This is a genomic window from Vibrio sp. 1CM24A, from assembly GCF_023161725.1.
In the GTDB taxonomy this organism is placed as follows: domain Bacteria; phylum Pseudomonadota; class Gammaproteobacteria; order Enterobacterales; family Vibrionaceae; genus Vibrio; species Vibrio coralliirubri.
In genome coordinates, this window is the sequence record NZ_JALNTS010000004.1 from 96,243 (window position 1) to 111,035 (window position 14,793).

The following is a 14,793-nucleotide window of genomic DNA, read 5'->3' on the forward strand; positions in this document are numbered from 1 at the left end:
GTCGAAATGGAAAGGATCGATAAAGAAAACGAAAGCTAAAAGCCCAAAAGAGAAACGGCCTGCAAATACAGGCCGAATAAGAATCTAGATTTACACGACGAGATTAACGAACTGGCAGCTCGATATCTTTAAACATCTCTTCGATCTCTTCATTCGATTTCAAAGAAATAGCTTGCTCAACCACAGGGCGAGTCAAGTGCGGTGCAAAACGCTCCATAAAGTCAAACATGTAAGAACGCAGGAAGGTACCTTTTCTAAAGCCAATACTGGTTGTGCTCGCACCAAATAAATGGCTCGCATCAATCGCAACCAAATCAGTATCTTGCTCGTGGTCAATCGCCATACTTGCGATTACACCAACACCAATGCCCATACGAACATAGGTTTTGATTACGTCCGCATCGGTCGCGGTAAACACAACACGCGGTGTTAACCCTACTTTGTTGAACGCCGTATCAAGCTCAGAACGACCAGTAAAACCAAACACGTAGGTCACTAGGGAATAAGCCGCAAGATCTTCGATCGTGATATTACGTTTCTGTGCCAGAGGATGATCTTTGGTCACGACGATCGAACGGTTCCAGTGGTAACAAGGCAGCATAATCGCGTCTTGGTAAAGGTGTAGCGCTTCCGTTGCAATCGCAAAATTCGCTGTACCCTTAGCGACGGCTTCTGACATTTGGCTTGGCGTGCCTTGGTGCATGTGAAGCGATACTTTTGGATAGCGCGCTGTGAAACCTTTAATTACATCAGGCAGTGCATAACGAGCTTGAGTATGAGTCGTTGAAATATTCAATGTACCCATCTCTGGATGAGTGTGCTCACCCGCTACCGCTTTAATACTTTCAACGCGCGCCAAAATCTCTTGAGAGATACGAATGATATCCTCACCCGCTTGGGTAACCTGCGTTAAATGCTTGCCGCTACGCTCAAAAATCTGAATGCCTAGTTCGTCTTCAAGTAATCTAACTTGCTTACTAATGCCAGGCTGAGATGTGTACAAACTCTCTGCTGTAGCTGAAACATTTAGGTTATGGTTTACAACCTCAACAATGTACTTCAGTTGCTGTAACTTCATATCTAACCTCGTAATCCTTTACTCATTTCTGTGCTAACTTATTTGCAAAGAGAGCGTTATAGTCGCGTGTAATATAATTAATAGTTATAACGCTTCGAACACAAAAATGACAGGAAAAATGAGTTTTTCTAGCTTAACAAACAAAAACATCACTAACGCTTTGCAACCCAACCCTCATTCTCATACATTAGTTGGTAAGTTTTGATTGCCGATTTCGCTCAACAAGAGATAATCAGAAATTGCAATTTACGAGTGCCGATACACAATGGAATCGTGTATCCTCTCCAGTTAGCTATAGAAAATAATAAGCAGACTCAAATATATGAATATTGGTTTAATAATCGCCTTAGTAGCCGTTCTTTTGGTGTTAGTTTTAGGCTACAACATCATGCTTCAATATAAAGTTAAGGTAGAAACAGCGAAGAAACAGGAAGCTTCTCGTTATCTAACCATTATTGACGGTACAGAAGAACTGATTGGCAATGCTCATCACATGCCGTTTAGCCAAGATCTTCTTGTATGCTTAAACAATCGAATTCTTGATGCATTAGAAAACATGTATCAACTCGATCCAAAAAATAAGCAGCTTGCCCAACGCATTGAAAGCGTAAAACAACAAATCACTCAGCTTAAAGAGAACTACAAAGGTGGCGAGAGTACCGCTTTCCGCGTACCAAGTAGTGACAAGCAAGCAATCATGATGCTTAAGTTAGTTAAACGCCTGCGTGATACGGTGCGCAACGAGCACAATAAAGGCCGTTTCGAGACTCAAGCTTATGTGGTTGAAAATGCTCGCCTAGAAACGATTCAAATCCGTATTAACATTGAAAATGTTATTAAACGTGCAAACGATTCGATTTCTCGCGGACAACCGGGAACAGCGATTCAGCTATTACGCAAAGGCATTGATGCTTTAGCGACTAAGAACGACTCGTACTCTAATCAAGCCAAAGAAAAGCTTCAACAGATGCTCAACGAGCTTGACCAGAAACGCCAAGACAAAAACGCTCAAGATTTGCAGCAGATGGAATCTAAAGAGCGAGAAGATGATATGGATGCCCTCTTCGGTCAGAAGAAGAAATGGTAACAGTCTAATCCAACACTTAAAGGCCGCCTTATTTACATTAAAATAGGCGGCCTTTTTTGTAGCGGTTGAATTTCCTTTCTCTGTATAGGGAGATCTCTTGAGCTGTGATAAAATCCCCGTATTATCAACAAACTTTCCCTGACCATGTATCAAGAATTACTCGCTCCAATCCACTCTTTTCTTAAAGCCGAAACGCCAGATTCATGGATAGATGAAGCCAAAAAGCCTGAAAATCTTCACATCATTCTACGCGATCACATGCTGTGTGAACTTAAGGCGGCACAGAGTGCTTTGTTCCTTATTCGCAAGTACGCTGTCGATAAAGAAAGCGCGAAGCAACTGAATGAATGGATTTTGCCATACGAGCAATTTGCTTACCGTCGTATCGGAGACTTAGAGTCTCTACGTGGTAAAAGCAACGTGTCCAAGCAAATCACCGCGAAAGAAGGCTGTAATTACGGTGCTGACCTGATCGATAAGATGGTACTGCTGATCAAAGAAGAGCTGCATCACTTCTACCAAGTCATGGAGTTGATGGAGAAGAAAGGCGTGACTTACCAGCCAATTGAGGCGGGTCGTTACGCTAAAGGCTTGATCAAACAAGTTAAGACTTACGAGCCTGACGCTCTGGTTGATAAGCTTATCATCGGTGCATTTATTGAAGCTCGCTCTTGTGAACGATTCGCTAAATTGGCTCCTTTCTTGGAAGAAGACATGGAGAAGTTTTACGTGTCTCTACTTCGCTCGGAAGCTCGCCACTACCAAGATTACCTTGAGCTAGCAGAGCAGATCGCAGGGAAAGATATTTCAGAGCGTATTGCGCATTTTGCTCAAGTAGAAGCTGATCTTATCACTTCAGATGACAGCGACTTCAAATTCCATAGTGGTGCTCCGGTTTAAGCTACACACTGAGCATTCAGTCCAGTTTAGACTAATCCATCCAGACTAAAAAATTAAGGCCAGCAATTTGCTGGCCTTCTTTTTATTTGTATCTCAATCTAAATGTATATTTAAGCAAGCGTACCGTTGATCTCCGCAAGCACAGCAGCAGGGTCTATCGCTTGCGTAATCGGACGGCCAATAACAAGGTAGTCTGAGCCTGATTCAATCGCTTTAGAAGGCGTCATGATACGCTTCTGGTCACCAACATCAGCGCCGACAGGGCGAATACCTGGAGTAACTAGCTTGAACTCCTGACCAAGTGCACCTTTAAGCAAAGATGCCTCTTGCGCAGAACATACAACACCGTCTAAGCCTGAGTTTTTCGTCAGAGAAGCCAAGCGCATCACTTGTTGTTGTGGTTCAAGATCCAGACCGATACCCGCTAAATCAGATTGCTCCATACTTGTTAGTACCGTTACACCGATTAACAGCGGACGGTCTTTGCCGTAAGGCTCTAAGATTTCGCGAGAAGCTGTCATCATGCGCTCACCGCCACTTGCGTGTACGTTCACCATCCAAACACCCAGTTCCGCGGCAGCACGGACTGCTTTTGAACATGTGTTCGGGATGTCGTGGAATTTAAGGTCTAAAAATACTGAGAAACCACGCTTATGTAATTCACGAACAAATTCAGGGCCAAACAGGGTAAACATCTCTTTACCCACTTTTAGGCGGCAAGATGCTGGGTCAATACGATCGACAAAGGCTAACGCATCCGCTTGATTATCATAATCCAAGGCTACAATGATTTTTTGGTCGTTCATTTCATCTCCTAACGCAGTTAACTTTCTAAATAATTTTCAATCACCTAAGCAGGTGATAAATAACAGTCATAAAAATGCAGCCCGAAAGCTGCAATTAATAATTTGGTCTTAAAATGACCACAAATCTATTCACCATCAAGCCCACGAATAGGCTTGATCGTCCCCCACCCTTTACATGAAGGGCAGTGCCAATACATTGAGTGTGTCGAGAAACCACACTGACGACAACGGTAATGAGGCTTAACCTTAAGCTGTTCACCAACCATAGATTGAAGTGTGGTTAAGCTGTCTTTTGCTCGGCCTTCTTCTGCTTCCGCTAGGTGGTAATCGATTAATCGATAAAAACCTTTCATGGTTGGGTTTTTAACAAGCTGCTTTGTCAGTAACTCTTGAGCAGAGCCTACATCTTCATGGTGAGCAACCAATTGCGCCAGCATCAGTTCGGCAGATACACCGGCTTTCTTCTGAATACACGCTTTGAGGAACTCGACCAATTGAGCTTCTTGTCCAAGCTTGTGGTAACACTCAGCAAGGGTTGGCAACACCTCACTGATAAAATCGATATCTTGTTCAAGTACCGATTCAAGACAATCAATTGTCTTTTGGTAATCTTCGTTCGCTAAGTGGAACTTCCCTAGTGCGATACTTGCGCGAACACATTTAGGGTCTTCAGAAAGCGCCTTCTTAAAATGCTGAAGCGCTTTAGAACGATTACCATCGGCTTGTTCTTGCATCGCAAGCTCACACCAGAAATGCGCAACGGTCGCACGCATCTTCATTTTTTTCTTGCCGAGCTTAACTAAGATATTTCCGTAATGGATAGCCTTGTTCCACTCACGGGTCTGCTGATAAATAGCCACCAACTGCTGTAAAGCGCCCTCTTTATGGTCAGGTTCTTCTACAAGTTGTTCAAAGATTTTTTCAGCGCGATCAAGGAAACCAGAGACCATATAGTCTTTGGCTAATTGTTGCAGTGCGAGGTTCTTCTGATCGAGGGTAAGCCCCGAACGAGAGATGAGATTTTGGTGAATGCGAATAGCGCGGTCGACTTCGCCTCTTGAGCGGAACAAGTTGCCCAAAGCCAAGTGAGTATCGATGGTTTCATTGTCTACTTGAAGCAGCTCAATGAAGTGATCAACCGCTTTGTCAGATTGATCTGACAGTAATAGGTTCAAACCCGTCACGTATTGACGGGAGATCTGGTGTGATTGCTTTTGTTTTTCTTGCTGAGCATTACGATTACCCATATACCAGCCATAAGCGGCTGCGATGGGCAAAAGTAAGAACAGTAACTCTAACATCAAATATAGCCTTTAAGCTTTAGTATCAGCAGCGACCTGCTTTGATTGCTTATTGAGTTGCTTCTTCAAGCGATGAATTTTTAGCTGAGACCGCATGTGCATATTACCAAAGACTAACCAAGCAAGGGCGAAGCCTGAAACGAATACAACACCTAATAAACTTGAGAGGTGGAAGTCACCTTGCGCTAGCAGATAGTTGAAATTCACAGTTGTTTGGTTTTGAGAGCCTAAAGCTAGTGCAATTAGGAAAAGTGCGATAACGGCGACTATTTTTATAATTTTCATAGTTCATCACTCATTGGTTAGTTAGCTGTACGATTATGCAGGAAAATTACTAATCAGACCACCATATTATGGTCATAAAAAAGCGGCATACATTATAGTATGCCGCTTTTCTTAATTCCGATAAGTAGGCTACATTCCTGAGTTTACTCGTTCACGCAGCTCTTTACCTGGTTTGAAGTGAGGAACGTATTTACCTTCTAACTCTACCTTGTCACCAGTCTTTGGGTTACGTCCAACACGAGGCTCACGATAATGCAGAGAAAAGCTGCCAAAACCGCGAATTTCGATTCGATCACCACTTTCTAGTGTTGAAGCCATATGCTCTAAAATGTCTTTTACAGCGTCTTCAATTTCTTTTGCAGAAAGATGCGTTTGCTCAGCGCACAGTCTTTCAATCAATTCAGACTTAGTCATAGTTACCCTCGTTGGTTTTCTTTTTAGAAATTATAGACCTATCGGAAAAATAAGCAAAAAAAAAGGAGCCTTACGGCTCCTTTCTTGGCTAGATAGCTATAATTCTCTTAATGAGAAGCTATTATTCGCCTTTAGCAGCTTTGAATGCGTCTGCCATTGCGTTACCGAACGCGCCTTCTTCAGACTTGTTCAGTGAAGCCATTGCTTCTTGCTCATCAGCTTCATCTTTAGCTTTGATAGATAGGTTGATTACGCGGTTCTTACGGTCTACACCAGTGAACTTCGCTTCAACGCTGTCGCCAACGCTTAGGATTAGAGATGCATCTTCGATACGGTCGCGAGAAACTTCAGAAGCGCGGATGTAACCTTCAACGCCTTCGATTAGCTCGATAGTAGCGCCTTTCGCGTCAACTGCAGTAACAGTACCGTTTACAAGAACACCTTTCTTGTTGTCAGCAACGTATGCGTTGAACGGGTCGTTTTCCATTTGCTTAACGCCAAGAGAAATACGCTCACGCTCTGCATCTACTGCTAGAACAACAGCAGAGATTTCGTCGCCTTTCTTGTATTCACGTACAGCTTCTTCGCCGGCAGCGTTCCAAGAAATGTCAGATAGGTGTACAAGACCGTCGATACCGCCTTCTAGACCGATGAAGATACCAAAGTCAGTGATAGACTTGATCTTACCAGTAACTTTGTCGCCCTTAGCTTGCATTTCTGCAAATGACTGCCATGGGTTAGCTTTACACTGTTTCAGACCTAGAGAGATACGACGACGTTCTTCGTCGATATCAAGAACCATAACCTCAACTTCGTCGCCAACATTAACAACTTTAGAAGGGTGGATGTTCTTGTTAGTCCAATCCATTTCAGAAACGTGTACTAGACCTTCAACGCCTTCTTCGATTTCAACGAAGCAGCCGTAGTCAGTTAGGTTTGTAACACGACCAGAAAGCTTGTGACCTTCTGGGTAACGCTTAGCGATTGCTACCCATGGATCTTCGCCTAGTTGCTTAAGACCTAGTGAAACACGAGTGCGCTCACGATCGAACTTAAGAACTTTAACTAGGATTTCGTCACCAACGTTAACGATCTCTGATGGGTGCTTAACGCGCTTCCAAGCCATATCTGTGATATGTAGAAGACCGTCAACACCGCCAAGGTCAACGAATGCACCGTAGTCAGTAAGGTTCTTAACGATACCTTTAACTTCAGTACCTTCTTGTAGAGTTTCAAGAAGTTCGTCACGCTCAACACTGTTTTCAGATTCGATAACAGCACGACGAGAAACAACAACGTTGTTACGCTTCTGGTCTAGCTTGATTACTTTGAACTCTAGCTCTTTGTTTTCTAGGTGAGCAGTGTCACGGATAGGACGTACGTCTACTAGAGAACCTGGAAGGAAAGCACGGATACCGTTAAGTTCAACAGTGAAACCGCCTTTAACTTTACCGTTGATGATACCAACAACAGTTTCAGCTTCTTCACAAGCTTTCTCAAGTACGATCCAAGCTTCGTGACGCTTAGCTTTCTCACGAGAAAGTTGAGTTTCACCGAAACCATCTTCAACAGCGTCTAGAGCTACGTCTACTTCAGCACCAACTTCTACTTCAAGTTCGCCAGCAGCGTTCTTGAATTGTTCAGCAGGGATAGCAGATTCAGACTTAAGACCAGCGTCTACAAGAACGAAACCGTTCTCGATAGCTACTACAGTACCTTTAACGATGCTGCCTTGTTGGAATTCAGTTTCAGATAGAAACTCTTCAAAGAGTTGAGCAAAAGATTCAGTCATTATTTAATCTTCAATAATTAAACGTCCATGGGTATCCTACCGCATGGGGTTGATAAATTCGCCGGTCATCATCCTTGCGACCAACGTTCGTACTAGCTCGGCGAAATTACCCAGCCAGTTTCGATTCAATATAGTGTAGTGCTTTTTCTACTACCTGCTCAATATTCATTGAGGTGGAATCAAGCACTAGAGCATCCTCTGCAGGGCGAAGTGGCGCCACTGGGCGATTACGATCTCGATCGTCTCGCTCTTGGATCTCGCTCAAAAGGTCGTCAAATTTAACATCTAACCCCTTCTGTTGCAACTGTTTAAGGCGGCGACTCGCACGCTCTTCAGCACTTGCATCTAAAAATATTTTCGCTTCAGCTTCAGGAAACACAACCGTTCCCATGTCACGACCATCTGCAACCAAACCAGGCGCAGCGCTGAATGCACGTTGACGACGAAGCAGTGCTTCGCGAACGCGAGGTAAAGCAGCAACTTTTGAAGCCGCCATGCCAGTCTCTTCTTTACGAAGTTCACCAGACACATCTTCACCTTCTAGGATAACCTTAACTAAGTCGCCTTCAGCAATAAACTGCACGTCTAAGTGTGTAGCAAGCGGTACTAAAGCATCCTCTGATTCAGTATCCACACCATGGTGAATTGCCGCTAAAGCCAATACGCGATAGATCGCGCCTGAGTCTAGAAGATGAAAGCCTAGCTTATCTGCTAGCAACATACACAGGGTACCTTTACCTGCACCACTTGGTCCATCAACCGTAATCACTGGGCTTTGAGAAGGCATCTTTTACTCCACGTTTTGTCGTAAGTTTTATTCTGTACTAGCGATTCGCCACTACTTTATAGGCGGCATATTATAGAGAAAAATTGGTACTCGAGCGAGGTAAATCTCAGATAATTCCGTGTTGATGATGCATAAACCAATGCAACTATCTCAATATCCGTTTGCTTAGGTCAATAAGACACACACGCGCTTTTCGATAGCGCGCTTTTCGGTAAATAGAAAAAAGCCTCGCAATAGGCAAGGCTCATCATTTTTCATTTTGTAGAGCAAACAAGAACTCGCTCAAAGAAGCTTAGCCAATAATAGCTCGAACCGCTTCTAGGTCTTCAGGCGTATCAACACCGGCAGCCGGCGCTTCCGCCGCAACGTCTACGTGGATTTTTTCACCGTACCAAAGTACTCGTAATTGCTCTAGGCACTCAATACGTTCAAGAGTGCTTGGTTCCCAATTAATGTAGGTATTGATAAAACCCGCTCGGTAAGCATAGATACCAATATGACGAAGCAAAGGAGATTCCGCTGCAGTACCGTTGTTCGCGTAAGCATCGCGATCCCAAGGGATGGTTGCTCGGCTAAAATACAAAGCGTAACCATCTTTATCGGTTACAACTTTAACAGCGTTAGGGTTAAACACTTCATCTGCATGAGTGATTTCCACACCTAACGTTGCCATCGGAGCTGTACTGTTCGCAAGATTGTTGGCAACCTGATTAATGATCGAAGGTGGGATAAGTGGCTCATCACCTTGAACATTCACGATAATATGATCATCAGGAATCTTCATAACTTCAATCACTTCAGCTAGGCGTTCAGTGCCTGACTCATGATTAGGTGATGTCATACAAACGGTCGCGCCAAATGCTTTAGCCGCTTTTTCAACTCGTGCGTCATCGGTAGCGATAATAACTTTATCGGCACCCGCTTTCATTGACTGTTCGTATACCCATTGAATCATCGGCTTTCCACCAATGTCAGCAAGTGGCTTCCCTGGTAAACGGCTCGATTGGTATCTTGCAGGTATAACAACCGTATAAGACATTACTTACCCTCATCCATAGAAACGGTGCGAGCTTCAGGTTCTAAAAGAACAGGAATACCCTCTTTAATTGGGTAAGCAAGGCGATCAATTTTACAAACAAGCTCTTGCTTATCCTTGTCAAAAGTTAGTTTACCTTTACATACAGGGCAAGCAACGATCTCAAGTAGACGGTGATCCATAGTATTCCATAACCTCTTTTATTCTTTTTAAAATTTGCTGTTGCGAATCTTCATCGAACCGCGCAGAAACTGGAAGATACCACCAGTTATCTTGAGCATATTCTTCGCATTTTACAGCGTCTTTTTCTGTCATAATCAGATTCATACCTTTCTTAGCTAAGGCATGAAGTTCATCTTTATCAAAATCTTGATGGTCAGCGAAGCCCTGTGTGAAAACCACATCACCATCAAGATCTTCCAATGTTTTAAAAAAGCGCGGTGGGTGGCCAATACCGGCAAAAGCCACCAGCTTCTGTAATTCTGCCACAGACCTTTTTTGGCCTGTCTTAAGGTTAACCGCTTGGCTTGGAAGCAAAGACATCGAGAACTCTCGCCCGTGCGCTTTACCGCCATTGTTCACCAAAAAATCGACCTCTTCTAAACGTGAAATCGGCTCTCGTAATGGGCCTAAAGGAATCAAGCTCTCGCTACCAAAGCGTCTTGCGCCGTCGATAACCGCAAATTCAATATCGCGTTCAAGCGCGTAATGCTGAAGGCCATCGTCAGTGATAATCACATCAACGCCTTTGCTCAGCAATACTTTCACTGCGTTAGCTCGCACAGGGTCGACTGCGACTGGCGCACCAGTTCGCTTACGAATCAAGCGAGGTTCATCACCCGAATGCTCAGCTGGCGTATTTTCATCCAACACCAACGGATAGCTTGGTGCTTTTGCACCGTAGCCACGAGACACGACCCCAGGTTTAAAGCCGTGAGCCTGAAGCATCTCAACTAACCAAATCACAACCGGTGTTTTACCATTTCCACCAGCAGTAATATTGCCCACAACAATAACAGGTAAAGGCGGGCGGTAGGTCTCTTTCTTCCCCGAGAGGTAAGCATCACGACGCTGACTACTGATCATGTTGAACAACAGACTCAGTGGCCACAATAGCGGCCAGAGAAGATATTTCAACGGGTGATTGTTAAACCAAATTTTTTCGATCAAAACAAGACCTAATCTTATCCGCTGAACTGAATTCGGTGTAATTGTGCATAGGCGCCATCATGTGCGATTAGCTCAGCATGTGCGCCCCTTTCTACAATATGACCATCATCAACCACTAGAATCTCATCAGCTTGCTCGATGGTCGAGAGTCGGTGTGCGATAACTAATACTGTTTTGTCTTTCTGCAGTTCTTCTAATGCAGATTGAATCGCTCTCTCTGACTCTGTATCCAGTGCAGACGTTGCCTCATCAAGAATCAAAACCGGTGCATCTCTCAATAGCGCTCGTGCAATCGCAATACGCTGTCTTTGACCACCAGAAAGACTCGCGCCATTCTCGCCCACAACCGTATCAATGCCATTTTCCATGCCATCGATAAACTCACTTGCATGAGCAAGCTTAGCCGCGTGTTCGATCTGTTCACGTGAATACTGTTCTTCTGCTGCGTAAGCGATGTTGTTAGCCACCGTATCGTTAAACAAGTGAACATTTTGAGAAACGAGAGCAAAGTGCTCACGCAGATTTCTCAATTCGTAATCGCGAATGTCGTGGCCATCAAGCTCAATTGAACCAGAGTCTACGTCATAAAAACGAGTAAATAGGTTGGCAATGGTACTCTTACCCGAACCCGATCGCCCAACAAGCGCAACCGTTTTACCTTTCGGTATATTAAAGCTGACCTTATCAAGTGCTGGTTTCTCTGCACCGTCATAAGTAAACGTGACATCTTTTACTGCAACTTCACCCGTTACAGTTTCAGGTTTCAACGTTCCTTTGTTTTGCTCGGTATCTAGATCCATCAAGCCAAATAGAGTCGTACTCGCAGCCATACCACGTTGGAATTCAGACGTTACGTTAGTTAACGCCTTTAGCGGACGTAATAGACCAAACATTGCAGAGAAGACAACGGTAAACGTACCAGGAGTAAGTTCGGCTTTAATAGAATCGACACTAGCAAGGAATAGAACAACAACAATCGCCACTGATGCGATCATTTGAATAATCGGGTTAGCGGCCGCTTGAGCAGTGATTAGCTTCATGCTTTGTTGGCGCATTTGGTTACTAACTTTATCAAAGCGGTGTTTTTCTAGATCTTGACCACCGTAAGTTAGAACAACTTTATGTCCTTTCAGCATTTGTTCAGCTGAAGAAGCAACGTGACCCATGCTGGTTTGCATGTTCTTAGAGATCTTTCTGAATCGCTTCGATACGATACTGATCGCCCACGCAACCAAAGGCGCGACAGCAAATAACACTAAAGACAACTGCCAGCTATTCCAGAACATCAGCGTCAACAAGCCAATAATACTTGCACCTTCACGGACAATACTGACTAACGCTTTACTGGTTGCCGCAGACACTTGCTCTGAATCGTAAGTAATTCGAGATAGCAATGCGCCTGTCTGTTCTTTATCGAAGAAAGAAACAGGCATATGCATGAAATGACTGAATATTTTGCGACGAATTTCCATCACCACATTGCCAGAGACCCAGCTCAAACAATAGGTTGAAACAAAGCCACTGACACCACGAATAAACATCATGGCAAAGATAATAATAGGGAGCGTGCGTAAAAAGTCAGATTCAGCATTACCAAAGCCTTCATCAAGTAACGGCTTTAGTAAGGAAATCATATAGGTATCAGAAACGGCATTTATAATAAGCGCAATTACCGCAACACCTAGGCCGGCCTTATATAGTCGAATATAAGTCCAAAGTCTTTTAAATGTAACCCAGGTAGTTTCATCTGTTTGTGTTGACATAGAATCGCTTAATTTTCTCACAATAATCTATCTATTCTACTCCCTTACGGAGCATCTGCCTATACCACTGCCCGCCTTGTTGTTCTCTAATCGCATGATATTGCCAACCTTCTTTGCTAAGAGTGATGGTTATTTGTCCGCTTTCACCTGTATCTAGCCAAGTACTCCCCGCTTCCTGATAACGTTCAATAACAGACTCACTCGGCATTCCCCACTGGTTGCCTTTGGCAAGAGAAGCTATCGCCAGCTGAGGAGACACAGCCTCAATAAACGACTTAATCGATGACGAATCGCTGCCATGATGCGGAACCAACATAACATCACTCCTTAGCTGTTCTCCTTCACGAGCAAGTAACCACTCACTTACCAGTTCAATATCACCAGTGAGCAACATTGAGAAATCAGCACTATGATCTGAGATCTTGACCACACACGAATGTGGGTTATACGCCCTCTTTACTTGCTTAGGCGGCCACAACACCTCAAAAACAACATCTTGCCAGTTCCAAACCTCTCCAATAGTACATGTTTGAATATTAGACGGGGCTTGAGTGATAGATTGGCGTTCTTGAATAATGTTCTGACTGGTTCTTATCCACTTTGGCGTATAGTTCTCAAGTAATGCCGGATAACCACCAGCATGGTCAGAATCGAAATGACTCACAATCACGCCTTCTAATTCATAAATCCCCCGCTTATTCAAAGTAGGAATCAACAAAGACTCAACAACCGAGCCTCCTGGCCACGCATTGCCAAGATCATAAACAACAATCTGATTGTTCTTTTCCAAGACCAAAGACAACCCATGCCCAACATCCAAGATGTCTATGGTTAGCTTGTCTTGCTGAGGTTTACCGAACTCCCACCACAGCACAAACACTGCAGTTACTAATATCGATAATGTTCGCTTGAAATACCGACTGACAAAGCTCAAAAACAAGATAAGGAATACTGATAATGCAATCGTCTGATTATCGACTTGGATCCAAAATCGCTCAGAGAAAGGAAGACTAAATACGAGAGGCTCAAGCGACAAGTCGACCAACTTCCACAGCTGACTAACCAAACCATTGTCTAGCGCTGTTATACCAACCACGCCAGACACTGACTCCGATATTAAGCTTAGAAACATTGCCAGAAACAACAGCGGGATCGTCACCATCGATACCCAAGGCAAAAGGAACAAGTTGTAGAAAACAGAGACTAAACTGACTCCTTTGAAAAACAACATCGAGAAAGGCGCGATCAGGAATGTCAGCATCAGTTGAATCTTAATCAGTTGGAGTGCGCGGTCGATAAATGTAAAGGTTGAAGCTGAGCGCTGTGTATTTAACGCGATATAGAGAACAGCGCCTAATGCACCAAAGGACAACCAAAAACTGCTCGACAAGGCTGAAAACGGCCAAATCAGCAGAACCACGCACAGACTTAAAGCAACATACCGAAGCAAACTGATATTTTGCCCACGCCACAAGAAATAACTGGCGATGGAGCACATTACTAAAGCTCTCAAGGTTGGCAGCGTGAACCCAGCAAACCAACTATAGAAATACGCCAAGCCGAGCCCGAATATTGTAGGTAACCAAAGAAATGAAGGGGAAAGTAACCTGAATATTTTGCCAATCTGATAGCCGATACCAAAGGCAATCCCGATGTGCAGCCCCGAGATAGCCATCAAGTGAATCAAGCCACTGCTTTTAAGCATATCCCACCGCTGAGGGGGAATAAGGTCTCGATATCCAAAACTCAAAGCGATAATGAGATCTTGATTTGCCAGCAGACTTAACCTTTCAAGGCTGGTTTCAAACCATCGGGCGCGTAAGTTGTTGCTAGAGTGAATTCGATATTTGGTCTCTGCTCTGTAAGTTGCATTGGCAACCACGCCAGCACTAAACAAGTACTTTTCTAGGTCAAAGCTGGCTTCATTGAGTTTGCCCCATATCGGCTTTATTGAGGCCGATAAATAGACATCATCTCCAAGTGTTAATTTAAAAGGGGTAAACAAACGCAATTTTATCAATTGAGGAAAGATTAATTTTTCGCCGCCAATTGATCTGGCTACTATTACGCTTTCAAAACCGTGGCTATTTTCACTAAAAAGGCTAACAACCGACGCATTTATGGTAGTATTCTGCCCTGATTGGAATAAGCGACTCGTTTGTATTTCAATCGCATTCCCTAGGCAGATAACCAGTATCAATGCTGTTACTGGACCTCTTGCACTCCGGAAAACGCTATACTTTGTTGGTGCTAGCAGTAACAACAGCATCAATGGTGCCCAAACCCAATGTGGCATCACAGGCCAGAAGCTGGCAGACACAACTGTCGCAGCAAATGAAATCAAGAACCAAGTGTTAAACAAGAGAGTAGCTTC

At 43.9% G+C, this 14,793-nt stretch carries 14 protein-coding genes; 2 read left to right on the top strand and 12 right to left on the bottom strand.

Translation table 11 applies throughout. The features are described from left to right. Positions 1 to 103 precede the first annotated feature (103 nt). Positions 104 to 1,078, bottom strand: a complete 975-nt coding sequence (gene cysB / locus MSG38_RS10310) for an HTH-type transcriptional regulator CysB (RefSeq protein ID WP_017060244.1) — start codon at positions 1,076 to 1,078, stop codon at positions 104 to 106. A 322-nt stretch (positions 1,079 to 1,400) separates the two neighbouring features. Between cysB and MSG38_RS10315 the strand changes: the two genes are divergently transcribed. Together MSG38_RS10315 and miaE are read left to right on the top strand one after the other, a co-directional pair. After that, a complete protein-coding gene (locus MSG38_RS10315) occupies positions 1,401 to 2,165 on the top strand; it encodes a hypothetical protein (protein WP_048614538.1) in 765 nt (254 codons plus the stop codon). 144 nt (positions 2,166 to 2,309) lie between these two features. Beyond that, complete coding sequence (gene miaE, locus MSG38_RS10320) at positions 2,310 to 3,065, top strand: tRNA isopentenyl-2-thiomethyl-A-37 hydroxylase MiaE (RefSeq protein WP_008224293.1); 756 nt, start codon at positions 2,310 to 2,312, stop codon at positions 3,063 to 3,065. A gap of 110 nt (positions 3,066 to 3,175) precedes the next feature. Here miaE and pyrF read toward each other — a convergent pair whose 3' ends face one another. The 11 genes from pyrF to MSG38_RS10375 all read right to left on the bottom strand — a co-directional run bounded on the left by pyrF (position 3,176) and on the right by MSG38_RS10375 (position 14,781). Next, the gene (gene pyrF / locus MSG38_RS10325) at positions 3,176 to 3,871 is read right to left on the bottom strand and encodes an orotidine-5'-phosphate decarboxylase (RefSeq protein ID WP_017078954.1); all 696 of its coding nucleotides are present in this window, start codon (positions 3,869 to 3,871) and stop codon (positions 3,176 to 3,178) included. 125 nt (positions 3,872 to 3,996) lie between these two features. Next, positions 3,997 to 5,172 (bottom strand): lipopolysaccharide assembly protein LapB, encoded by a 1,176-nt coding sequence (gene lapB / locus MSG38_RS10330; RefSeq protein WP_016769333.1) that lies wholly within the window; start codon positions 5,170 to 5,172, stop codon positions 3,997 to 3,999. 12 nt (positions 5,173 to 5,184) lie between these two features. Continuing rightward, positions 5,185 to 5,457, bottom strand: a complete 273-nt coding sequence (locus MSG38_RS10335) for a lipopolysaccharide assembly protein LapA domain-containing protein (protein ID WP_017066774.1) — start codon at positions 5,455 to 5,457, stop codon at positions 5,185 to 5,187. Positions 5,458 to 5,586: 129 nt separating this feature from the next. Beyond that, positions 5,587 to 5,871, bottom strand: coding sequence for an integration host factor subunit beta (ihfB, locus tag MSG38_RS10340; protein ID WP_017060238.1), 285 nt, complete (start codon positions 5,869 to 5,871; stop codon positions 5,587 to 5,589). Between the two features lie 121 nt (positions 5,872 to 5,992). Continuing rightward, on the bottom strand, positions 5,993 to 7,663 hold the full coding sequence (gene rpsA / locus MSG38_RS10345) for a 30S ribosomal protein S1 (RefSeq protein WP_010439921.1): 1,671 nt from the start codon (positions 7,661 to 7,663) through the stop codon (positions 5,993 to 5,995). A 106-nt stretch (positions 7,664 to 7,769) separates the two neighbouring features. Then, a complete protein-coding gene (gene cmk / locus MSG38_RS10350; protein ID WP_017060237.1) occupies positions 7,770 to 8,450 on the bottom strand; it encodes a (d)CMP kinase in 681 nt (226 codons plus the stop codon). A 292-nt stretch (positions 8,451 to 8,742) separates the two neighbouring features. Then, entirely contained in the window at positions 8,743 to 9,489 is a 747-nt protein-coding gene (gene kdsB, locus MSG38_RS10355) for a 3-deoxy-manno-octulosonate cytidylyltransferase (protein WP_086970374.1), read from the bottom strand. Continuing rightward, positions 9,489 to 9,668 (bottom strand): Trm112 family protein, encoded by a 180-nt coding sequence (locus MSG38_RS10360; protein WP_004736429.1) that lies wholly within the window; start codon positions 9,666 to 9,668, stop codon positions 9,489 to 9,491. The genes kdsB and MSG38_RS10360 overlap by 1 nt, the downstream gene beginning before the upstream one ends. Continuing rightward, positions 9,649 to 10,656, bottom strand: coding sequence for a tetraacyldisaccharide 4'-kinase (gene lpxK / locus MSG38_RS10365; protein WP_248401766.1), 1,008 nt, complete (start codon positions 10,654 to 10,656; stop codon positions 9,649 to 9,651). The genes MSG38_RS10360 and lpxK overlap by 20 nt, the downstream gene beginning before the upstream one ends. A gap of 14 nt (positions 10,657 to 10,670) precedes the next feature. Then, complete coding sequence (gene msbA / locus MSG38_RS10370) at positions 10,671 to 12,419, bottom strand: lipid A ABC transporter ATP-binding protein/permease MsbA (protein WP_029405461.1); 1,749 nt, start codon at positions 12,417 to 12,419, stop codon at positions 10,671 to 10,673. 31 nt (positions 12,420 to 12,450) lie between these two features. Continuing rightward, entirely contained in the window at positions 12,451 to 14,781 is a 2,331-nt protein-coding gene (locus tag MSG38_RS10375; RefSeq protein WP_248401768.1) for a DNA internalization-related competence protein ComEC/Rec2, read from the bottom strand. Positions 14,782 to 14,793: the final 12 nt, after the last annotated feature.